Origin of the sequence: Corynebacterium lehmanniae, assembly GCF_043161975.1 — a bacterium.
Taxonomy (GTDB): domain Bacteria; phylum Actinomycetota; class Actinomycetes; order Mycobacteriales; family Mycobacteriaceae; genus Corynebacterium; species Corynebacterium lehmanniae.
In genome coordinates, this window is the sequence record NZ_CP170998.1 from 2081896 (window position 1) to 2104959 (window position 23064).

Consider the following 23064-nt stretch of genomic DNA (forward strand, 5'->3'; position numbering starts at 1 on the left):
ACCGCGCGCAAAAAGTGCGCCCCGGTTGCGGGACGCACTGTGTTTAGTTGGCGGGCTTAGCGCATTGCGAGGAATGCTGCGCCGATGCCGAGGACTGCCAGGGCTGCGACGACGCCGCCGATGATGGCTGCGATGTTGATCTGGTTGTTAGCCTGCTTCGGGGCCTCGGCCTTGGCCTTGGCTTCCACCTTCTGCTCAGCCTTGGGCTGCTCGGCGGGGACTTCACCCGGCTGGGCGGGGATTTCTTCCGCCGGCACGAGCGCGGTCAGGGGGTGCTCTTCGGCGACCTCGACGGGCTCCGGCTGTTCCACCTCGACGACCTCCTCCGGCTGCTCGATCTCCTCGACCTCAGCCTTTGCGCGGGCACCGATGGACTCGGCGTACGCGCCGATACGCGGGTTGTCGAGTACCAGGGAGTCCCAGTCGGCGGGGACGAGGACCTTGCCCGCCGGGGTGTCGGCGAAGTACGGCTTTTCGGAGTAGTTGAAGTAGTCGAACTGGCGGTCGTAGTTCATCACCGACTGGTAACCGGCCTGCATCGGGGAGCCTTCAGCGATGTCGGTGACGTACTGCTGAGCACCCCAGTGGCGCAGACCCAGGGTGTGGCCGAACTCGTGCAGGATGGTGTTGCGCACCTGCTCGTCGTTCGCACGCCCGCCGGGGTTGGCAACGTAGAAGGAGCTGTCGCCCACCAGCGACAGGCCCGTGGCGTTGGAGCCGGCGCGCATCCGGTCGCCCAGGACGCCGGGGCGGAAGATGTTGGCGCGATCCCCAAGGTTGTTGATGGTGTTAATGAGCTGGAACGCCTCAAACTTGCTCGGGTCGAAGTACGAGTCGCGGTACTCCAGCGTCTCGCCGCCGTGGACGTCGGAGTAGTTAGGGATGTTGGTGTAGTGCTCGCCGGCATCGATGTGCAGGCTAATGCCGTGGTCAGCAAACAGGTCCACTAAATCATCCAGGCTCTGCGTCGACGGGGCGTAAGAGGTGCGGTTGGCGTTTGCGCACTCGCGGGCAGCAGACGTGTCGCAGCCGAGGGTGTCGTATTCGGAGGCCATCCAGTTCAGCTGGAGGAAGACATCCGGGCGGTTAGGGTCGGCACCCCAGTCCGGCAGGGGGATTTCCGTGCCGTCTGCGAGGACGACGCCTTGCTCTTCCCAGATGTCGGGCAGGCCGTCGCCGTCGGAGTCAACGAGGGTGGCGGTGTTGGTCAGCACCGGTGCCAGCTCAACGTCCTGCTGGGCGTGTGCGACGTTCGCGCCGGAAACCGCGATGGCGGCGGCAACTGCTGCGGCGATGGTGTTTCGGAATGCTGCTCGCATCTCGGTGACTCCTTGGTGTGTGTTTTTCTCTTTGTTACATCCATGAGTTTATGCACCGAGTATGCGCAGGTAAAACGCTTTGGCCCAGGCTGAAAAATACCCTAAATCGTTGAACATTCCGTCCGGATTGTTCAACGTTTCCACCCGTTTTGGCCTGCGGATTGTTCATCAATCCGGGGGCGCGGTCCGGGGTTTCGTCAGCATTGTTCAACGATCAATCCGGCAACGCTCGCGGATGGTTGAACAATCCACTATCACCGCATTTTATGCACCTTAAGGTGTTTTCCAGCATGGATCCCGGCAATTCCGCATCTACCTGCATGTTCCGGTTAACCATACAATTCATACACTCTCAGATTCGGTGGTTTTCCCTCAGGAACCCCCGAAACTCCCTGGATTGTTCAAAGATCCACAGATTGTTCAGCAATCCGGAAACCCCCACTACCCCCGTTTTTACCCCCGATGCGGCGGCAAGGGGCCGTCGCAAAGCAAAAAGCCCCCTCTAACCCGAGTTCCTGCGCATCTTCGCGCGGCGCATATCAATGGCCAACGCGATGCCGATCACCGCCGCGTGCTGGCGTTCGTCCAGGCCGGGCTCGATGCGCACGCGGTAGCTGGACTTGCCCATCAGCATCCGCCCCATGCCGGAATACTCCGCGTCCACGGTCGCGAGCGGGCGGCCCTGGCTGGTCAGCGTGTAGTTCAGCTGGAACGCCTGGCCCTGGATCTGCACGTCCGGAAAGCCCGCGACCTGCACGTCGAACTTCGCGCCGATCCAGGCGAACCGCTGCGTCAGCCGCGCGAGCTCCAGCGGCGGGTTGACCTGGTGCACGACGTACTTGTCGCGGATGAAGTTCACCGGGTCCTCGATGCTCAGCACGTGCGCGCCGGCCGCGTCGAACACCTCCACCCCGCGCGACGCCTTGACCAGGTCGCTCATCTTCAGCGTCTGCCTGGCCGTGCCCAGCAGCTCCCCGCCCGGGCCCTCGATCGCGAACGTGTCGCGGCCCAGGGCCTTCGTTTGCCTTACGACGATCTCACGTTCCCTAAACACACCACCACCCTAACGGGGCGTGGCTGGTTCTGGGTGGGTGGTTTTGGCGGCTGGTTTTGCCTGCCCTGTCCCCCATCTCCACAAACCCCTAGTAAGCCCTCCCTAGTATGGCCATTTTTGGGCCTTAATAGGGGTTTGTTACTCGGGGTATGTCCCGACGCCCGCCAGTCGAGTCGCTAACAGGTGAGACGCTCCCATCTCCGAGAGATACGCCTTGCCGTCGAGGTTGCGAGTACACTAGGGAGCCGTACGCCTCGGTGTCGCCTCTGCGAAAGCATGCGCCCGGGGCTTAAACTTTTTCGACTGGCCGCGCAGCGGAAAACCCCGGCGGGCTGGGGTTCCAGCCTGCCGGGGTTTCGCGCCTAGCTCAGAGGAGCGTTAGTTCGAGCTGCCCTCCGAGGAACCCGCGGAGGAGCCGTCAGCGGAGCCGGCCTCGGAGCCAGCCTCACCAGCGGCCTCGCCTGCGTCCTCGGCGGTTTCGTCGCGGCCGGGGGTGTTGGTGACGGGCGGGACGACCGTCGTCACGCGGTCACCCCCGAGGGAGGAACCGCCCACGCGCACCTCGTCGACGGAGGTCGACTTCTTCGGGCCGATGGCGGTGAACGCCTCGCCGGCCTCGTTGGAGCACCAGTCGTAGAGGACGGAGCCCGCGACAACCACGCCGGCGGCGATAGCTGCCCACTGGCCGTACTGCTGCACGTCCGGACGCATTGCCAGCTCCTGCAGCATGCGGTTCGCGGCCTCGGCCTTCGCGCGCAGCTCGGCGACCTGCTCGTTCTCCTGGCCGCGGCGGCCGTAACCGAAGTTCGGCGTCTTGCGGCGGATCTCATCCTGGATCTCCGCGGAGATCTGGTTGAACTGCTCGTTCACCGCGTTGACGTACGGGGCAGCGACCTCTCCCAGCACCTGGCCCGCCAGCAGCAGCGGCACCATGTACAGGATCGGCGAGCGCACCGCGTTGGCGACACAACGGCCGAGGATGTCGGTGCCTTCATCCACGGTGGCCTTGGTGGTGACCAGGGTGGTCGGCACTTCGGTGACCGTGATCTGCGGCAGCGTCTCCGTGACCACCGGCGGCAGCGTGTACGTTGCCGTCGCGGTCACCGGCGGGGTGTAGCCATCCACCGGGGTCGGTGCGACCTCGGTGACGGTCTTGCCGGAGTCGTCCACAACCACAACCACCTGGCCCGGAACATCCGGCGTGGTGGTCACTTCCGGACCCTCAACGGTGGTGACCACCGTCTGCGGCTCCGGCGTCACCGTCTGCACGGTGGTGACCGGCGTGGTGCGAGTGACCGTGATCGGATCCTGCGTCTGCACCACAGTGGTGACGATCGGCTCCGGGGTCTCCGTAGTGGTGACCTCAGAGGTGACCGGCTCCGGAGTCTCCGTGATGGTGACCTCGGAGGTGACCGGGTCCGGCGTGACCGTGGTGACCTCGCCGGACACGGTGGTGGTCACCGGCGCCGGGATGATCGTGGTGGTCTTGACCTCGCAGTCGCACGGTGCCACACCCGTGGTCGGGGTGGACTGCGCCTTGTTCGTCGGCGTGTTCGGGGTGCGCTCCACCACCGTGGTCTCGGTGACGAAGCTGCCCGGAACCGTCGTCGTCTCGTTGGTCGTGCCCGGCACGGAGGACACCACGGTCTCGGTGGCGGTGACCGGCGGTGCGGTCGCGATCGCCTCGTTGACGTGGTAGCCCGCCGGCGCGGAGACCTCGATCACGATCTCCACGGACTCGCCCGGCTCCAGGGACAGGCCGCGGCCTGCAGACTCCAGCGCCTTGTTGATCTCGGCGGTGAACTCGTCGGCGTCGCCGCCGTCCAGGCGGGTGACGTTGTCCACGATGTCGACGCCGTCCAGCTTCACGGAACCGGTGTTGGTCACCGTGTAGCGCAGCTCCATCGTCTCGCCCTCGCCGATCGGCAGGGCGTCGCCCTCGGTCTCGGCGTCGCGCCATGCGTCGTCGCCCTCATCCGCGCGCTTGATCTCCTTGAGGATCTCCAGCTGCGGGGAGTCGGAGGAGGCGTCATCCGGCGGCGCGGTCACGGTCACCACTGTCGACGGCACCGTGGTGCCCGGCACAGTCGTGTGCGGGTTCGTGGTGCCCGGGATCGTGGTGGCCGGGATGGTCACCGGCGGCACGGTCACGCCCGCGACGTTGTCGTGGCGGCCGGCCGGGGCCTTCACCGTCACGGTCACGTCCATGGACTCGCCCGGCTCGAGCGCGAACGGAGCGACCTTGCCCAGCTGGGCGTCGATGGCCTGCTGCAGCTCGGCGTTGTCTTCCTTCACCTCGTCGGTGAGGCGGATGCCGTCGATAGGCAGAGTGCCCTTGTTGGTCACCCGGTAGGTGATGTCCATGTCCTCGCCGGCGTTGACTAGGGCGTGCTCGTCGCGGCCGTTGATGAACTTCTTCACCTCAAGCAGCGGCGAGTTCGCGCGCGCGGTGGTGGAGACCGTCGTGCCCGGACGGGTGGTGCCCGGCAGTGTCGTGCCCGGGATGGTTACCGGCGGCACCGACGTGGACGGGCCGGTCGTGCCCGGGATCGTGGTGCCCGGACGGGTGGATTCCGGAACCGTGGTCTCCGGCACCTCGGCGCGAGCCTCGTTGACGTGCTCGCCCTCCGGCGCGGTGACCTCGATGCGGATGTCCTGGAAGGTGCCCGGCGCGAGGTTGAACGGCTTGGCCTTCTCGGCCAGCTCCGCGTTGATCTCCTCCTGCAGCTCCGGGTCGTCCTCGCGGATCTGATCCGCGAGTGCGATGTCGTTCAGTTCCACGTTGCCGGTGTTGCGGACGCGGTACCAGATCTCCATCTTCTCGCCCGGAGTGACGGAAGCGTCCTCGCGGCCGTTGATGCGCTTTTCAATGTTCAGGCGGCGCAGCTCAACCGGAGTGCAGACAACGTTGTTCGCCGGGCCGTCCAAGTCGCCGTTCATGTTGGCGACGTTGACCAGGCCGGAATCCGCACCCGGGTTCGCGCCCTCGGCGGTGCACTGGCCGACAGCCTCCGGCAGGTTGTTCGCCGCGGCCTCAGCCAGCGTGCCGGTGACGGTGACCTTGTAGTCCTTGTATTCGCCGGCCGGCAGCTCTGCAGCGTCGGCGACCTTGTAGCGGCCGTTCTCCACTGCCACAGCCTTCTCATCGACGGCCACCTCGGTGACCGTGAAGCCGGCGCCGCGCAGCGGCACATCCCAGATGGTGGCGTGCTCGCCGTTGACCAGGCCGGAGTTGCGCACGCGGATGACGTACTCGTTGGAGTAGTCGTAGGTGCCCTCGTCGTTGCGGGTCAGCGCAACGTTGCCCGCACGGGCGCCAAGCTTCTCGACGGCAAACTGCGGCCGCTCAGGCGCCGGCGCAGTCGTCGTCTCCGTGACCGGCGGCGGCACCGGGGTGGTCGCCGAGGTGGTCGGCGTTGCCTGTGCGGTGTTCGTCGGCACGTTCGGCGTCTTCTCGGTGGTGACCACGGTGGTGGTCAGCGAGCCCGGCACCGTCGTCGTGGCGTCGGTGGTGCCCGGTACCGAGGAGACCTGCGTCTGGGTGGTGGGCACCGCCGGGGCCGTCGCGATGGCCTCGTTGACGTGGTAGCCCTTCGGTGCGTCGACAGTAATTTCGACGACCTTCTTCTCGCCCGGCTTCAGGGTGAAGCCGCGGCCCTCTGCCTCGAGCGCGGCGTTGAGCGCGTCGGTGAGCGCCTGCTGGTCGCCCCCGTCCAGACGGGTGACGTTGTCGACGATGTCGATGCCGCCCAGCGTGACGGAACCGGTGTTGGTGACCGTGTAGCGCACGCGCATCTGGCCGTTGGCGTCCACAACAGCGGCGTCGTCCTCGGTATCCGCGGCGTGCCACGTGTTGTCCTTCAGGCTGAAGATGTCCTTGAGGATTTCCAGCTTGAGGGAGTCGGAGCGGGCGTCGTCGGACGGGGTGGTCGTCTGCGTGACCACGCGCTCAGGGACGGTGGTCTCCGGGATCGTGGTGCGCGGGTTCGTCGTGCCCGGGATCGTGGTCGCGGGCACGGTCACCGGCGGAACGTTCGGCTTTGCGACGTTCACGTGGCCGCCTGCCGGCGCCTTGACCGTGATTTCCACGTCGTGGAATCCGCCGGCCGGGACGTCGAACGGCTCGACCTTGGCCAGCTCGGCCTCGATCTGCTTGGTCAGATCCGTCTTGGTCTCGTCGGAGCCCTCGGTGACCTCGTCGGCGACGGTCACGCCCTTGGCGTCGACGTTGCCCTTGTTGAAGACACGGTAGGTGATCACCATGTCGTCGCCCGGGTTGACGATGTCGCCGTCGTCGAGGTTGTTGATGTACTTCTTGATGTCCAGGATCGGCGAATCCGAGCGGGCATCGTCCGACGGGGTGGTCACGGTGACCACGGTCGACGGCACGGTGGAGGCAGGGATGGTGGTGTTCGGGTTCGTCGTGCCCGGGATCGTGGTGCCCGGCACGGTCACCGGAGGCACGATCGGCTTAGCGACGTTCACGTGGCCGCCAGCCGGCGCCGGCACCGTGATGCGGAACTCGCGGACCTCGCCCGGCTCCAGCGCGAACTGGTCGATGCCGTTGAGCTTGGCGTCGATGTCGCGCTGCAGCGCCTTGGAGGTGTTCTCGTCGGCGGCCTCGGTGACTTCGTCGGCGAGGCGGATGCCGTCGATACGCACGGAGCCCGTGTTGGAGACGCGGTAGAGGATCTCCATGTCCTCGCCCGGCGCGACCTGGGTGCCGTTGTCGTAGCCGTTGATGTACTTCTTGATGGCCAGCGACGGGGAGCCCGCGTGCGCGGTGGCAGTGACCGTGGTCGGCGGGACCGAACGGCCCGGCACGGTGGTGCCCGGGATGGTCGTCGCCGGGACGGTCGAGCCCGGGATGGTGGTGCCCGGCACCGTGGTCTCCGGGTTGGTGGTGCCCGGGACGGTCACCGGCGGGACGGTGGTCTCCGGGATGGAGGTCTCCGGACGGGTCGTACCCGGAATAGTGGTTTCCGGCACCTGGGCGCGCACCTCGTTGGTGTGCTCGCCAGCGTGGGCGGTGACCGGGAACGTGATGTCCTTGACTTCGCCCGGCGCGAGGTCGAAGGCCTCGATCTTGGCGATCGCGGCGTCGATCTCCTTCTGGAGGTCCGGGTTGTCCTCCTTGATCTGGTCCGCCAGCGTGATACCGGACAGGGTCACGTTGCCGGTGTTGCGGACGCGGTACCAGATCTCCATCTCATCGCCCGGGGTGACCGGGGCGTTCTCGCGGCCGTCGATGCGCTTTTCAATGTTCAGGCGGCGCAGCTCAACCGGCTCACAGACGATGTTGTTCTCGCGGCCGTCCGAGTCACCTTCCATCTCGATGGTGTTGACCAGGCCGGAGCCCGCGCCCGGGTTCTGCGTGGTGACGGCGTCACACTGGCCGACGGCTGCCGGCAGCGCGTTCGCGGCCTGATCGGAGACGGTGCCGTTGACCACGACCTGGAAGTCCTTGTATTCACCGACGGCGAGCTCAGCTTCCTCACTGATGAGGTAACGGCTGTTTTCCGGCTTGACCTCAGTGCCGTCGACGGTGACGGAGTCGATGTCGAAGCCAACGCCGCGGACTGGCACGTCCCACACCTTCGCGTGCTCACCGGCAATCGGGCCGGTGTTGCGCACACGGATGGTGTACTCGGCGGAGTATCCGTACTGGCCGTCCTCGTTGCGCTTCAGCTCGATGCCGGCCTGGTTGCCGAGCTTCTCCACCGAGAACTGCGGGTTCACAGGCTCCGGAACAACCGGAGTTGTGGAGGAGGTCGGCGTCGCGTGCGCGGTGTTGGACGGGGTGTTCGGGGTGACGGTGGACGGCTCAACCACACGCGGGGTCACAGTGGTCACCGGGACGGTGGAGCCGTTGGTGGTGGTCATCACCGTGGTGCCCGGGATGGTGGAGCCCGGCAGCGTGGTTACCGGCGGTGCGGTCACCTTTGCCACGTTGATGTGGCGCTGCTTCGGCGCGTCCACGGTGATCTCCACTGCGCGGGACTTGCCCGGCTGCAGGGTGAAGTCCTTGCCGTACTTCTCCAGCTCGGCGTTGATCGCGTCGGTGAGCGCCTGCTTGTCCGCGTCGGTGCCCTTGGTCAGCTCGGTGACCTCGTCGACGATGCCGATGCCGGACACCGGCAGGGAGCCGGTGTTCTTCACCGTGTAGCGGATGCGCATCTTGCCGTTAGCGTCGACCACAGCGGCGTCGGAAGCCTCGTCGACGTTGTCGGCGGTCTTCCAGTCGTTGGTGTCGTTGCTCCAGATGTCCTTGAGCAGCTCCAGCTTCACGACGTTCGAACGCGCATCATCGGACGGCGTTGTCGTCGGAGTCACCTCGCGCTCCGGGACCGTGGTCGGCGGGATGGTCGTGTTCGGGTTCGTGGTGCCCGGGATGGTCGTGGCCGGAACGGTCACCGGCGGCACGACCGGCTTAGCCACGTTGACGTGGCCGCCCTTTGGCGCGGTCACCTCGATGGTGATGTCCTTGAACGCGCCCGGCGCGAGGTGGAACGGCTCGACAGCAGCGAGTTTGTCTGCCAGGTCCGGGATTTCCGCGCCCTCGGTGACCTCGTCGGCGATGGTGATGCCCTTGACCTCACCGACGCCAGTGTTGCGCACGCGGTAGGTGATCTCCATCGTCTCGGCGTCCGCCGCGAGGACATCGCCCTCGTCGCGGCCGTTGATGTACTTGGTGATCTCCAGCTGCGGCGACTCCGAGCGGCCCTCATCCGGCGGCGCGGTCACGGTGACCACGGTGGACGGAACGGTGGTGCCCGGCACGGTAGAGCCCGGGATGGTGGTGCTCGGCTTCGTGATCGGCGGGACCGTCACCGGCGGCACCGTGGTGCCCGGCACGGTCACCGGCGCGGTGGCGACAGCCTCGTTCACGTGCCCGCCTGCCGGCGCCGGCACCGTAATGCGGATCTCCTTCACGCCGCCCGGCTCCAGCTTGAACGCCGGCTCCTTTGCCAGCTCGGCGTTGATGGCTGCCTGCAGGCCCTGCTTATCGGTGGCCTGGGTGACCTGGTCGACGACGCGGATGCCGTCGACAGGCATGCTGCCCTCGTTTACCACGCGGTAGAGGATCTCCATATCCTCGCCCGGTGTGACGGCGGTGCCGTCGTCGTAGCCGTTAACGTACTTCTTGATGGTGATCTTCGGCGACTTCGCCTTCGCCGTGGTGGACACGGCGGTGGACGGCACCGGCTTGCCCGGGACCGTGGTGTGCGGGAGCGTCACCGGTGGGATCGTGGTCGGCGGGACGTCGGCGCGAGCCTCGTTGACGTGCTCGCCCTCCGGAGCCTTAACCGAGATGTGCACGTCGCGGATCTCGCCCGGCTCGAGATCGAAGGTGTCCTGGCCGTTGAGCTGCTTGGTGATCTCTTGCTGCAGCGCGTCGTTGTTTTCCTGGACGTTGTCCGACAGCTTCACGTCGTGGAGCGTGACGTTGCCGGTGTTACGGACTCGGTACCAGATGTCCATCGGCTCGTTCGGCTTCACGATGGCTTCCTCACGGCCATCAATGCGCTTCTCGATGTTCAGACGACGCAGTTCAACCGGCGTACAGACAATGTTGTTGTCCGGACCGTCCGAATCGCCGTCCATGTTGACCACGTTGAGCAGGCCGGAGTTCTTCGTGGCGTCCGCGCCGGTGGCGTCGCACTGGCCGTACGCAGCCGGCAGGTTGCCCGCCGCGGCGTCGGAGATGGTGCCGGAGACGGTGACGGTGAACGTCTTGGACTCGCCAGCTGCGAGAGCTGCGCTGTCAGCGATCTTGTAGCGGCCGTTCTGCAGCTGCGCGTCCTGGCCATCGACCTGCACAGAGTCCAGCTCGAAGCCGACACCGCGCAGCGGCACGTCGTAGATGGCTGCGTGCTCGCCGTCGCCCTTGCCATCATTCCTGACGATGATGGTGTACTCCGCCGTGTAGGCGTACTTGCCGTCCTGGTTGCGCTCCAGGTTGATGGCAGACTGGTTGCTCAGCTTCTCAACCGAGAACTGCGGGTTCTCAACGACGGGCGGTGTCGGACGGAAGTACGCGTTCGCTTCATCTGGTTCGGATTCGACCTTTCGGGCTGGGAGGGTTTGCGGGAACGGGTCAAAACCCACCTCATCGTCGCCGCCATTAAACGTCGGGAAATCCTGCGCGTTCGGGTCGAAAACACCTGCGGCCTTGGCATAATTCCGGTGCTCATACGTGTCGGAACCGATGCTCTCGGGCATCCTAAAATTGATCGGGATCTCTGTCTCCTGGCTGCCTTCCAGAGAGAATATTTTGACCTTTTCTAGTTCTTTTTTGATGAGGTCCTGAATTTTCGACGGGTTCTCACCTTTGTCAACGATATCTTCCAGTTTGATACCCGTGACTTCGCCACTACCCGTGTTCTTGACCACATACTTGATGTTCACAGTGTCGCCGGGGAAAATCTCTGGCCAATTATCCCTGTCAGCATCTTGAGCATCCTTGCCATTGATGTACTTCTTGATAGACAGCGCAGGATCACAGTCACCAGCGGCAGCGACATCGTTTTCCGAGACAGGATCAGGCTCATTTCCGATTACGGAAACCTTGTTAATAGCACACTTTCCGTCAGCGACATCGGCCTCCACGACCAGAGATGTCGACTGTTCAGCTCCAAGAGGACCATGTACCCAGTTGAGGCTGTCGCCGCGTTCCGCAGTGCTTTGAGTCCACCCCGAATCTTCAGTCGAAACTTTTACGTTCGAAAGATCGCCTGAAATGAGATCTCGTACTGTGAATCCCGACGACGCACAGGGAGAGTTATTTGTTACCTTGATGGTCCATTTTGGATGCCCGTCGACCATTTCGAGCGTTTTCTCAACCCCGAGATCAACACCAGCCTTCTCAAACTCGGCTACGGTGAACGCGTTTGAGGTGGCATCGTTGTTATAGGACGTGGGCACCTGCTCGACGGATATCAGACCTACTCGAGGATGTGTGCCGAAGGGGTCCTGAATCGATAGCTGATAAGCGAGATTTTTCTGATTAGCACTAAATCCCAAGTTTCCATTCGAGTACGTCCACGCGTTGCCGTAGGTGACGCCCGGCTCTAACTTTTGGCCGGTGGGTGTCGAGATTCCCGTTACATCGAGCTTAAGCACGTTACCAGTTGAAACGTCAGTTCTGTGCAGGTAGACGCGCCCATCGCTCGAGTTAAGCGACCATATAAAGCTCTTGTCTCTCGGTGTTTCGATATACGTCCGGCCGTCTTCAGACCGGGTTTCGAAGTAGTACGCCCAGTCGTTAGCATTTATAAGCGGATCATGCTGGCGCCGGACCGCTTGGATTTGCGTATCGTCTGGAGAGGTCACCGGTAGGGAAAGCTCTGTACCACTCCCCCCTTCAAACTTAATAGTGTAAATGTCACCAGACCCATTTACCGAGTTGTTCGAGAAAATGTAATTCCCTGCGCGGTCGAATGCACCGTTGGTGATACCAGAGTTGATATCCTTACTAAACGAACCGGCATCCCCCGCAGGTGCAATCTTGCCCAACTTCGCTACGCCACCAGTCTCAGGACTGATGCGTAGTAGGTATCCAGCTGGGTATTTGGGATCCTTTGGATTGTTGTTTAGCCCAGATTGATCACCGTCGTTAAGTGGTCGATCTTGAGAAACGGCATATAGGTAGCCGTCCGCCGGGTTATATGCCAGCCCGTTATAGACCCACTTCGAGGAACTGATGGGTTTGAATGCCTCCGCGCCCTGAGTTCCGTCTACCCTGTACTGCAAGACAGTGTGATTACGCATTGTGTTGCGAGGCCCAACACCGTTCGGGGCGACATCACTCGACTGATAGTAGCTTTCCGCGATCCACGTGCTCACCCCCGCATTTCGAGACACCTCAAGTGCACAACGCCCCTGGTTCTCCGTCAGCTTTAGAGGATCACGCGGCCCATCGACCGCGTCCAAAGTCAATTCCGGCGCATAGGTCGCATCCCACGAGCCACTTGCATTCCTGTCATCTAGTTCCGGGCTAGGCGTAGTAGCTGTGAGCTGCAATGTATCATCAGCAGCAATTGTCACGTTCGAAGAGAACTGGAAAGAAACTGAGCTCTCGTCTACCTTGCTGACACCGGTTACAGTGTACGGGGTTGTTCTGCCGTGGCCGACTACCGCGGCGGTGAAACTTAACTGGGAGACAGGATCTGTGAGTCTTGAATCGCCAAGGTTAACAATAAACCTGTTTCCAGTTATCGGGGACCCTGTCGCATTGAACAAGTTAATCCGAACTATATCGTCATCAATTATGCCGAAGCTTGAAGATCGCGGATTAGTTTGTGCATTTGCCCAAGCTGGCTCTATTCCAGTACTTACGTCGATGGGCGATACTACTGTTTCAGCACCTACTACGATTCCTACGGTGGAAAACGCAGCCAACACTCTTCTACCGATATATCTGTTATTTCGCCTTGTCATAGCCGCGAACCTCTCAATTCTACAAAAGTAGGCAGGATGTTTTTACCCTACATTCTGGTTAGTTTCACCGCTGTATACTTTTTCGGGTCTAAGGTTAAACTCAGGATCAGGCTATTTTCTAGGCGCGTTCCCCGAACCCATTAGCCGCGAGACATTTACAGATCGAAGTAGTGACCCTGCGTCCCTAAAAACCTGACCCTCTCAGAAGGTCTAACTTGGGTAGACCCCGAGCTTTGGCGCAAAATCGACCCAGCTTTGCCCCGTATTTCTCATCGCAAAGGCCTCATTTCCTCGGACCGCTGACTTTCCGGTGCCAGCCTCGACATCGGACATCGCCCCATTCGATTTCAACTAATCGTTGAGCGTGCTCAGTGCAAGGCTGAGCTTTTCACCGCTCCCTACCGCCGCACCCAGCGCTGAGCGCCCTTCGCTATGAGGTTGTCCGCCAAACGAAGCACAATGCCCTTGAGAGCATCGCCGAACTTCATCGGCATGATTCTGATCACGCTCTGAAAAACGATTGGAATCAAACCCAGGACGCTTCCAGATTGGAGGCTTTGCCTCGAGCCGGAGCTGCATAACTATCCAGTAGAAATCGCTAGGCAGCCCGACTGGGGCCAGCTCGACAAAGTGCCCCCTAGCCCACACCGACGACCAAGCCGACCACGAAACAGGACGACCAGCCCTCTACGACAACGCTATCGACACCGACTACACCCACTCAATCGGCATCCAAAAAGGCCAAATCTAACCCCCACGACACGCCGAGCCAGACACACTTTTTGTCGTTTAACCCCACAAATCGCCCCAGCCCGAACCAGAAAAAGAAAAATCTCGAGACACCGTAGGAACGATGTCTCGAGACTTATTTGTGCCCGGGGGGGACTTGAACCCCCACGTTCTTGCGAACACTGGCACCTGAAGCCAGCGCGTCTGCCAATTCCGCCACCCGGGCGGGCGACTTGATTAATATAGAACGCAGCTCACAAAAACTACAAATCGCCAGCGCACACCGCCTTTTATCCCGCGTCTGCAACGGGGCCGACACGCTGCGCGGATAGGTGGTGTCGGGTGCGGCACCTATACTGTCCGGGTTACTTAAATTCTGATGTGAAGAAAGGAGGTGCGCAGGAAATGGCAGTGATGGACAGGCTGGCAAAGCTGGACAGTTCTCTGCAGCGCGGCTTGGACAATTCCATGGCGGCGCTGTTCGGCGGCAAGGTTGTGCCTGAAGAAATTGAGGAGCTGGTCAAGCAGGAAGCCCAGGACTCGCTGGTGGTCACGGATAAGGACGAGTACGTCGCCCCGAACGTGTACGCGGTGGGTGTGTCTTCGAAGGACTTGGAGAACCTGTCGCAGAACCGCGATCTTCCTGTGGACCTCGCCGATCAACTCATGCGCTACGTGCGCAACAAACAATGGTTTTTGGATGGCCCTGTTGTTGTGCGTATCGCGGAGGAGTCGGGTCTGCGCACTGGCCAGCTCCGGGTGTCTAGCTACATCGACACCATGCCGGATGTGGTCAGCGGCTTCGACGCCATTGTGGCGGAGCCGAAGAAGCGCAAGGCCTCGCGCTCGCAATTGAAGGAGGATGCAATGTCCGAACCTAACGCCAACCAGCCGCAGGACCCCCAGGCTGTTGCCAACACTGAGGCAACCACGGTGAGCCTGCTGCTTCAGGACGGCTCGTCGCGCACGTACCTGGTCCACGAGGGCTCCAACATCCTGGGCCGCTCCAACGATTCGGACTTCCGCCTGCCGGACACCGGGGTTTCCCGCCAGCACGCGGAGATCACCTGGGACGGCCAGGTGGCGGTGCTGGTGGATTTGCAGTCCACCAACGGCACGACGGTCAACGACGAGCCGGTGGAAAACTGGATGCTGGCAGACGGCGACGTGATCACGCTGGGGCATTCCAGCATTGAGGTCCGCATCATCGGCGGCGAGGACCAGCCGCAGGCCAGCGCCAACCAGCCGGAGTTCACCGACTCGGTGGCGCACCCCAGCACCGAATACTTCCGCCCGTAAGAAGGGTTTGCCATGGACTCGACCATGATCCTCAGCGCCCGCTTCGGCCTTCTGGCCTTGCTCTGGGTGTTCATTTTCCTGGTGATGTGGACGCAGAGGAAGGATGTGGTGTCGGCGGGTGGCGCGGTGCGTCGTCAAGCAAGTGCCTCCGCCCCCGCCCCCAGGGAGAAAGCCCGCACCCTTGCGGTAGTTGAGGGGCCGCTGCAAGGCTCCCACATGGAAATTGCCAGCTTAGAAGACTTGACTGTCGGCAGAGCGGGAGACAACGATTTCCAGCTGGGCGACGACTTCGCCTCCTCGCGCCACGCGCGCCTGTTCCGCAGGGGCAGCGACTGGTTCGTGGAGGACCTGGATTCGCGCAACGGCACCTTCGTCAACGGGGTGCGCATTGATCAGCCTGAGCGGGTGACCGTGGGCACGGACATGAAGATGGGACGCACGATTGTGAGGCTGATGCCGTGAAGCTCGCATTAGATTTCGTGGCCGTGTCCGACCGGGGCCTGGTCCGCGGCAACAACGAGGACTCCGCCTACGCAGGCCCGCACCTGCTGGTGCTTGCGGACGGCATGGGCGGCCACGCCGCCGGCGAGGTGGCCAGCCAGCTCATGGTCGAGCACCTCGAGCACCTGGACCGCGACCCCGAGGACGCGGACATGCTCGCTCTTTTGGGCGCGGCGGCCGAGGACGGCAACGCCTCCATCGAGGCGTCCGTGGCCGAGCACCCCGAGCAGGCCGGCATGGGCACCACCCTGACCGCGACGATGTTCAACGGCCGCGAGCTCGGCCTGATCCACGTGGGCGATTCCAGGGGCTATTTGCTTCACGACGGCGAACTGCGGCAGCTCACCGTCGACGACACCTTCGTCCAGTCGCTGGTCAACGACGGCAAACTCGCGCCCGAGGACGTCTCCTCGCACCCGCAGAAGTCCCTGATTTTGAAGGCGTACACCGGCCGGGACGTGGAGCCGCACCTGGAGCTGATCCAGGTCCAGCCGGGCGACCGCGTGCTGTTGTGCTCCGACGGGTTGAGCGACCCGGTGACCCAGCAGACCATCCAGCTCGCGCTCGGCGACGGCACCCCGGAAATGGCGGCGAACCGCCTGATCGAGCTGGCGCTGCGCTCCGGCGGGCCGGACAACGTCACCGTGGTGGTGGCGGAGGTCGTTGAGGCCACCGAGAACAACGCCCGCGAGAACCGCGCCGCGGTCAAGGCCGGTGCGCTGGACCCGGGCTACGAGTCCTCCCACCCGGACTCCGCCGCCTCCCGCGCCGCAGCGCTGTTGCGCAAGTCCGAGACCATCACCCCGGACCACAACCGGGCAAAACTTCAAGACGCGGATGCTTCCGACGACGAGGAGGGCCACACTAGCGGCGCTGGGAAGAAGCAGCCGTCGTCGGTGTGGCCTTGGGTCGTCGCAACGCTAGTGCTCCTGCTGGTGCTCGCGGTGGCGGGCGTGATGTGGTCGCAGTCCCGCGCCACCGACGAGTACGCGCTGAAGGTGCAGGACTCCGGCGAGTTTGTGGTGCAGCACACCACACGCGACAACCTGTTCGCGGACACCAAAACCGAGGACATCCAGCGCGCCTGCCTGAACACCAAGGGCGACCTGCGCGTGATTTCCAAGGACAGCAAGCCGGGCGATTGCAGCATCTTCACCACCTCCGACCTGCCCAAGGACAAGCGCGAGGTCGAAGACGTCACCGGCTCCTACGACGACGTATTAGCCAAGCTGAATGAGTTGGCGGACCAGGCGCTGCCGGCCTGCACGGACAAGAAGAGCGCCGACGAGGGCAAGTGCCGGGAGGTGCGATGAGCCGCCTAGTATCCCGCAGCCGCGAGCTGCTCCTCCTGCTGTTCACCACAGGCCTGCTAGCCCTCATGCTCTTTGGCTTAGAGACGAGCCAAGGGCGCACCCTGTCCACCGAGATGCTCTACATCATCGGCGGGTTCATGGGCGTCTACGCCATCGCACACGTAGCCATCGCGTTCTTGGCACCGCACGCGGACCAGGTGATGCTGCCCGTGGTGGCGCTGCTCAACGCCGTGGGCCTGGTGGTGATCTACCGCCTTGACCTGGCAGAACGCCCCGGCTACGGGCCGCTGGCGGAGCGCCAGATGCTGTGGTCCTTAGTCGGCGTGGGGCTGATGGTGCTCACGCTCATTGTCATCCGCGACCACAAGTCCCTGTCGCGCTACTCCTACCTGCTGGGCCTGGTTGGCCTGATTCTGTTGGCCCTGCCGCTGGTGTGGCCGCAGCCCCCGGGGTATGAGGAAGCGCGCATCTGGCTGTGGCTCGGGCCGTTTTCCATCCAGCCCGGCGAGTTTTCCAAGATCCTGCTGTTGATCTTCTTCGCCCAGCTGCTGGCCCAGAAGCGCGCCCTGTTCACCGTCGCCGGCAAGCGCTTCTTGGGCATGACCTTCCCCCGCCTGCGCGACCTCGCGCCGATCCTCATGGTGTGGGCCATCGCCATTTTGATCATGGGCATCTCCAACGACTTCGGCCCGGCGCTGTTGCTGTTCGCCACCGTGCTGGGCATGGTCTACTTCGCCACCAGCCGCGCCTCCTGGCTGTTCATCGGCGTCGGCCTGGTGGCCGTCGGCGGCTACGCCGTCTACCAGGTCAGCTCCAAGATCCAGGAGCGCGTGTCCAACTTCATCGACCCGTTCGCGGACTTCGACGGCATTGGCAACCAGCCCGCCAACGCGCTGATCGGCCTGAGCTGGGGCGGCATCACCGGCACCGGCTTGGGCTACGGCCACCCGGAGCTGGTGCCCGTGGCGCACTCCGACTACATCCTCGCCGCCATCGGCGAGGAGCTGGGGTTTGTGGGCATCGCGGCGGTGCTGTGCCTGTTCGCGGTGTTTATCACCCGCGGGTTCCGCACCGCCATGCAGGCGCGCGACTCCTACGGCAAGCTGCTCGCATCCGGGTTGGCGCTGACGATCGTGATCCAGATCTTCGTGGTCGCCGGTGGCGTGTCCGCGATGATGCCCATGACGGGCCTGACCACGCCGTTCATGTCCGCCGGCGGCTCGTCCGTGATGGCCAACTACATCCTGCTCGGCCTGCTGCTGCGCATCTCCAACAGCGCGAACCGCCCCGCGGACTACGACGCCGTCGCCGCGGGCACCGCGCGCCCTGAGATGGTGGGTGCACGATGAACAAGTCCATCCGCTACGGCGCCGTGGTCGCGCTGCTGATGATCGCGGCGCTGTTGGTCAACTTCACCGTGGTGCAGGGAATGCGCGAAGACGAGTACGCGCAGAACCAGCACAACTCGCGCATCCTCATGGACCTCAAGCGCACCAATCGCGGCGACATCGTCACGGGCGGGACCGTGCTGGCGCAGAGCCACCGCGACGAAGAGACCGGCTTCTACCAGCGCACCTACCCCAACATGCCGTGGTCGTTCGCGCCGATCGTGGGGTTTGTCTCCGACCAGTTCGGCACCTCCCAGCTGGAGGCCACCCACAACGGCGACCTCACCGGCGACTCCGGCACCGCCTCGCGCTTCCTGCGCACCGGGCTCGAGGACGGCAAGAAGGGCGACACCGTCGACCTGACGCTGGACCCGAACCTGCAGGCCTTCTCGTACGACCAGCTGGCCAAGCCGGGTTTTGATGGTGCGGTGGTGGCCGTGAGGCCGTCGACAGGCGAGGTGCTCTCCATGGCCTCGACCCCCAGCTACGACCCCAACGGCATCGCCAACCCAGCGACCGCCGAGGGCGCCTGGGCCGAGGCCACCGGCAACCCGGCGAACCCGCTGCTGAACCACGCGGCGCAGGAGCAGCTGCCGCCGGGCTCGATCTTCAAGATCATCACCACCGCCGCGGGTCTGCGAAACGGCTTCACGCCGGAGTCGCCGCTGACCGGCGAGGCGCAGACGATCCTGCCGGGCACGGACAACATCCCGCTGACCAACGACGGCGGCCAGCCCTGCGCCGGCGGCGGGCAGGTGCCGCTGCGCACCGCGTTCGCCCTGTCCTGCAACACCGCGTTCGTGCAGATGGGCCTCGCCATGGGCCCGGATGCGCTGCGCGACGCCGCCGCCCGCTTCGGCGTGGGCGAGCGCTACAACCTGGGCCTGCCGAATGCCGCCGGCTCGCTGGGCGATCTGCCCGGCGGCGCCGAGCTGGCGCAGTCCACCATCGGTCAGCGCGACGTGACCATGACCGCGCTGCAGGCGGCGATGATGTCTGCGACCATCGCAAATAAGGGCAAGCGCATGGAACCGCACGTGGTGCGGCAAGTGCGCAACGCCGACGGCAAGGTCCTGCACGAAACCGAGCCGGTGGAACTCAACGAGGCCGTAACGGAAGAGGAAGCCGCGACGATCACGGACTTGATGTTCGCGTCCGAGCGGTGGACCTTCGGCTACGACGGCAACGGATTCGCCTCCAAGACCGGCACGGCCGAGCACGCCGAAGGCGCCGCCCCGCACGTGTGGTACGTCGCCTTCGACCCGGCCAAGGACGTCGCCGTTGCCGTGGTGGTGAAAAACGGTGGCAACATGGGCGAGGCAGCCTACGGCGGCCAAGTCGCCGGACCAATCGGACGCGCCGTATTGCGCGCAGCACCCGCCGCCCCCGCACCCGTGGAAGGAGCACAGTAGATGAACACCGAAAACCGCGAGGACCTGCAACAGCTCGTCGGCGACGGCTACCAGCTGCAGTGGATCATCGGCCACGGCGGCATGTCCACCGTGTGGCTGGCAGACGACTTGGCCAACGAACGCGAGGTGGCCATCAAGGTGCTGCGGCCCGAGTTCAGCTCCAACGCGGAGTTCCTCGCCCGCTTCCGCAACGAGGCGCTGAGTGCCCAGGGCATCAACTCCGACAACGTTGTGGCCACCTACGATTACCGCGAAGCAGACACCGACGCGGGCTTCACCGTCTGCTACATCATCATGGAGTACATCCGCGGCGAGTCGCTGGCGGACCTCATCGCCCGCGAGGGCCAGCTGGATGAGGCGCTGGCTCTCGACGTCCTGGAGCAGGCCGCCCACGGCCTGGCCGTGATCCACCGCATGGGGCTGGTGCACCGCGACATCAAGCCGGGCAACCTCATGCTCACCCAGCACGGGCAGGTGAAGATCACGGACTTCGGCATCGCCAAAGCCGCCGCGGCCGTGCCCCTGACCCGCACCGGCATGGTGGTGGGCACCGCCCAGTACGTCTCCCCCGAGCAGGCCCAGGGTATGAAGGTCACCGCGGCGTCCGACGTCTACTCGCTCGGCGTGGTGGGCTACGAGCTGCTCTCCGGCAAGCGCCCGTTTACCGGCGACTCGTCGGTCTCCGTGGCGCTGGCGCACGTCTCCGCCGAGCCGCCCGCGCTGCCCATTTCTGTCTCGGCCCCGGCGCGCGAGCTCATCGAGATCGCCCTGCGCAAGGACCCCGGCCAGCGCTTCCGCGACGGCAACGAGTTCCAGCTGGCCATCTCCCAGGTCCGCCAGGGCCTGCGTCCCGCCCAGCCCGGCGGCCACACCCAGGTCGTGGCCACCGAGCCGTCCGCGACCGCGTCCACCCAGATGCTGGCCAGCGTCGCCGAGGAACGCACCTCCCGCCCCGAGGGCGCCTACCCGCCGTCCGCGGCGACACCAGCGCCGCGCGAACACGAAGCGGACAAGAAGTCGTCTAAGGCAGGCCCGGTCATCTCCGCGATCTTGCTGCTCGCGCTTCTGGCCGGCGGCGCCGCCTGGGCGTACACCGAGGGCGTGTTCGACCGCTTCACCGGCGGCGGCACCCCCACCACCCCGCGGCCCACCATGAGCGCGACCACCCCGACGCCGGAGGAAGAGGCAGACACGGAGGATCCGGTCACCGAGACCACCACCGAGCGCGAGCGCACCACCATCACGGAGCCGCGCAACCCGGGCACCCTGCGCTTCGAGGAGTCCGAGGCCGACAACGCACCGGCCCCGGCGGAGCCGTCCGCCGAGCCGCCCGCCCCCGGAACTTCCGCGCCGGAGCAGCCGTCCGCGGCGACTCCGACGCAGCAGGGTGGGGCGCCGGCAGGTGAGCCGTCGATAGGCAATCAGCCCGAGGTCACGAACTCACCGGCCCCTGCGGTAGAATTGCCCAACCTTGATAGCTTGCTCGGAGGTGGCAGGTAAATGCTCATCGCGGACCGGTACGAACTCGGCGACATCATCGGCACCGGCGGCATGTCGGACGTGTATGCCGCCACCGACGTGTCCCTCGGGCGCGAAGTTGCCGTGAAGATGCTGAAGATCGACATGGCGCGCGACGAAAACTTCCGCGAACGCTTCCGCCGCGAAGCGCAAAACTCGGCGCGCCTGAACCACCCCAACATCGTCTCGGTCTACGACACCGGCTCCGTGGAAACCTCCGGCGTGGACGTGCCCTACATTGTCATGGAGCTCGTCCACGGCATGAACCTGCGCGACATCGTGCGCAACGAAGGGCCCCTGAGCCCGGAGCGCGCCGCGAAGCTGCTGCTGCCGGTCACCCGGGCACTGCAGGCCAGCCACGACGCAGGCATCATCCACCGCGACATCAAGCCCGCCAACATCATGGTCACCAACACCGGTGCCGTGAAGGTCATGGACTTCGGCATCGCGCGTGCGCTGGATGATTCCACCTCCGCGATGACACAAACCTCCGCCGTCATCGGCACCGCGCAGTACCTCTCCCCCGAGCAGGCCCGCGGCAAGGCCGCCGACGCGCGCAGCGACATCTACGCGCTCGGCTGCGTGATGTACGAAGCCGTCACCGGCGTGCCGCCCTTCGAGGGCGAATCCCCCTTCGCCGTGGCCTACCAGCACGTCCAGGAAGACCCGGTGCCGCCGTCCGAGCGCATCAACGCGCCGCTGTCGGACAACGAAGCCGTCAACGTCGACTCCGTCATCCTCACCGCGATGGCGAAACACCCCGCCGACCGGTACCAGACCGCCGACGAAATGGGCGCGGACCTCGCGCTTTTGGAGCGCGGCAACGTCACCACCGCCGCCCGCAACCACCTCGCCGCCGCGGAGGAAGACGCCGGCTCCCACGCCATCGACGCGCAGTACCCGCCGTCCCAGGACCACACCGCCGTGGTTGGGGATGTGGTGCGCGAACCTGTGGTGCGTCGAGAAGCATCTGCCGCCTCCTCCGGGCACACGCGCTACGCGGACCACCGCGCCGCCAACGAAAAAACCTCCTCCAACTGGCTGAAGTGGCTTTCCGCGCTGCTGGGCCTGTTGCTCGCCGCCGCGGTGTGCTGGTTCGTCTACGACTACTTCTCCGTGAACAAGGACAACAACGACCCGGCCATCACCCAAGAGGAAATGGTCCCCGTGCCCGAACTCGCGGACATGCCGCGCAACGACGCCGTCCGCGAACTCGAACACCTCGGCTTCGCCGTCTCCGTCATGGAAGAACCCAGCCCCGACATCAAACGCGGCAACGTGATCTCCACCAACCCCGCCGCCGGCTCCGAGCTCAAGCGCGGCACCCAGATCACCCTGACCGTCTCCTCCGGCAAGGAAATGACCGACGTGCCGGACGTGACCAACCTGACCGCCGAAGAAGCCATCGAAGAGCTGAAGAAGGCCGGGCTGGAGCTCAACCCCAACGTGCGCCGCGAATCCAGCGCCAACATCGACGAAGGCATCATCCTGTCCCAGCAGCCCGCCGGCGGCACCCAGATTGCCAAGGGCTCGCGCATCGCCATCACCGTCTCCTCCGGGCCGGAGATGGTGCAGGTGCCGTCCCTGGTTGGGCTGAACGTCGAGCAGGCCACCGCCACCCTGTCCTCCCTGCAGCTGCGCTCCACCGTCACCAGCGTGGACTCGCAGAAACCGGAGGGCCAGGTGCTCGCCGTCGCCGGTGAAAACACCGACGTGGAATCCGGCACCACCATCGAGCTGCGCGTGTCCAACGGCATGCTCATGAACATGCCGGAAATCACCCGCCAAAGCCCCGAGGAAGCCGAGAAGGCGCTCCGCGACGCCGGCTGGAACGGCCGCTTCGTACCCGGCCCGACGGTGCCCACCGGCGCGCTTGTGGACGACGGCCTGATCGGCCACCAGGAAGTCGCCGCCGGCGAAACCATCCGCAAGGACCAAGCCATCGGCTACAACCTGTGGAAGTTCGACGCTGGCAAACTCATCCCGCAGAATAACGCGGCCGCGCCGCAGGCTGATACAGTTCAACCCCAGAACGCGAACAACGCGCTGCGGAATGTGCAGCGCGGGCTCGGGCTTTAGACGTCGATAAGC

The 23064-nt window shown here is 64.5% G+C and carries 10 protein-coding genes, 1 tRNA gene and 2 pseudogenes; 8 read left to right on the top strand and 5 right to left on the bottom strand.

Annotated elements, in window-relative coordinates; genetic code table 11:
• Positions 1-56: 56 nt before the first annotated feature.
• From ACF3NP_RS10030 to ACF3NP_RS10045, 4 genes and pseudogenes are all read right to left on the bottom strand, one after another.
• Positions 57-1319 (bottom strand): zinc metalloprotease, encoded by a 1263-nt coding sequence (locus tag ACF3NP_RS10030; RefSeq protein WP_181889448.1) that lies wholly within the window; start codon positions 1317-1319, stop codon positions 57-59.
• Between the two features lie 502 nt (positions 1320-1821).
• Positions 1822-2373 carry a phospholipid scramblase-related protein gene (locus tag ACF3NP_RS10035; RefSeq protein ID WP_181889447.1) on the bottom strand — a complete coding sequence of 184 codons (552 nt, stop codon included), beginning with the start codon at positions 2371-2373 and terminating at the stop codon, positions 1822-1824.
• Between the two features lie 378 nt (positions 2374-2751).
• On the bottom strand, positions 2752-10596 hold the full coding sequence (locus tag ACF3NP_RS10040) for a hypothetical protein (RefSeq protein WP_392399151.1): 7845 nt from the start codon (positions 10594-10596) through the stop codon (positions 2752-2754).
• 348 nt (positions 10597-10944) lie between these two features.
• Positions 10945-12813, bottom strand: a pseudogene (locus ACF3NP_RS10045) (DUF6923 family protein); the annotation flags it as partial.
• A gap of 540 nt (positions 12814-13353) precedes the next feature.
• Here ACF3NP_RS10045 and ACF3NP_RS10050 point away from each other — a divergent pair.
• Positions 13354-13564 (top strand): annotated as a pseudogene (locus tag ACF3NP_RS10050) (IS256 family transposase); the annotation flags it as partial.
• 120 nt (positions 13565-13684) lie between these two features.
• On the opposite strand, the gene ACF3NP_RS10055 reads toward ACF3NP_RS10050, so the two are convergent.
• A tRNA-Leu gene (locus tag ACF3NP_RS10055) sits at positions 13685-13769 on the bottom strand.
• A 178-nt stretch (positions 13770-13947) separates the two neighbouring features.
• On the opposite strand from ACF3NP_RS10055, the gene ACF3NP_RS10060 reads away from it, so the two are divergent.
• The 7 genes from ACF3NP_RS10060 to pknB are packed head-to-tail and all read left to right on the top strand — an operon-like array spanning position 13948 to position 23052.
• Complete coding sequence (locus tag ACF3NP_RS10060; protein WP_181889443.1) at positions 13948-14841, top strand: DUF3662 and FHA domain-containing protein; 894 nt, start codon at positions 13948-13950, stop codon at positions 14839-14841.
• Positions 14842-14853: 12 nt separating this feature from the next.
• Positions 14854-15303 carry an FHA domain-containing protein FhaB/FipA gene (locus ACF3NP_RS10065; RefSeq protein ID WP_181889442.1) on the top strand — a complete coding sequence of 150 codons (450 nt, stop codon included), beginning with the start codon at positions 14854-14856 and terminating at the stop codon, positions 15301-15303.
• Positions 15300-16655 carry a protein phosphatase 2C domain-containing protein gene (locus ACF3NP_RS10070; protein ID WP_181889441.1) on the top strand — a complete coding sequence of 452 codons (1356 nt, stop codon included), beginning with the start codon at positions 15300-15302 and terminating at the stop codon, positions 16653-16655. The genes ACF3NP_RS10065 and ACF3NP_RS10070 overlap by 4 nt, the downstream gene beginning before the upstream one ends.
• Entirely contained in the window at positions 16652-18004 is a 1353-nt protein-coding gene (locus tag ACF3NP_RS10075; protein WP_181889440.1) for an FtsW/RodA/SpoVE family cell cycle protein, read from the top strand. The genes ACF3NP_RS10070 and ACF3NP_RS10075 overlap by 4 nt, the downstream gene beginning before the upstream one ends.
• Positions 18001-19455, top strand: a complete 1455-nt coding sequence (locus ACF3NP_RS10080; protein WP_181889439.1) for a penicillin-binding transpeptidase domain-containing protein — start codon at positions 18001-18003, stop codon at positions 19453-19455. The genes ACF3NP_RS10075 and ACF3NP_RS10080 overlap by 4 nt, the downstream gene beginning before the upstream one ends.
• Entirely contained in the window at positions 19456-20955 is a 1500-nt protein-coding gene (locus ACF3NP_RS10085; protein WP_181889438.1) for a serine/threonine-protein kinase, read from the top strand.
• Entirely contained in the window at positions 20956-23052 is a 2097-nt protein-coding gene (pknB, locus tag ACF3NP_RS10090; RefSeq protein ID WP_181889437.1) for a Stk1 family PASTA domain-containing Ser/Thr kinase, read from the top strand. It abuts the gene before it with no gap.
• The last annotated feature ends 12 nt before the right edge of the window (positions 23053-23064 follow it).

What these genes read in the sequence shown, in the direction of transcription:
- ACF3NP_RS10080 (WP_181889439.1), top strand. Translation starts at nt 18,001, where the DNA reads ATGAACAAGTCCATCCGCTACGGCGCCGTGGTCGCGCTGCTGATGATC.
- ACF3NP_RS10030 (WP_181889448.1), bottom strand. Translation starts at nt 1,319, where the DNA reads ATGCGAGCAGCATTCCGAAACACCATCGCCGCAGCAGTTGCCGCCGCC.
- ACF3NP_RS10060 (WP_181889443.1), top strand. Translation starts at nt 13,948, where the DNA reads ATGGCAGTGATGGACAGGCTGGCAAAGCTGGACAGTTCTCTGCAGCGC.
- ACF3NP_RS10085 (WP_181889438.1), top strand. Translation starts at nt 19,456, where the DNA reads ATGAACACCGAAAACCGCGAGGACCTGCAACAGCTCGTCGGCGACGGC.
- ACF3NP_RS10075 (WP_181889440.1), top strand. Translation starts at nt 16,652, where the DNA reads ATGAGCCGCCTAGTATCCCGCAGCCGCGAGCTGCTCCTCCTGCTGTTC.
- pknB (WP_181889437.1), top strand. Translation starts at nt 20,956, where the DNA reads ATGCTCATCGCGGACCGGTACGAACTCGGCGACATCATCGGCACCGGC.
- ACF3NP_RS10040 (WP_392399151.1), bottom strand. Translation starts at nt 10,596, where the DNA reads ATGCCCGAGAGCATCGGTTCCGACACGTATGAGCACCGGAATTATGCC.
- ACF3NP_RS10065 (WP_181889442.1), top strand. Translation starts at nt 14,854, where the DNA reads ATGGACTCGACCATGATCCTCAGCGCCCGCTTCGGCCTTCTGGCCTTG.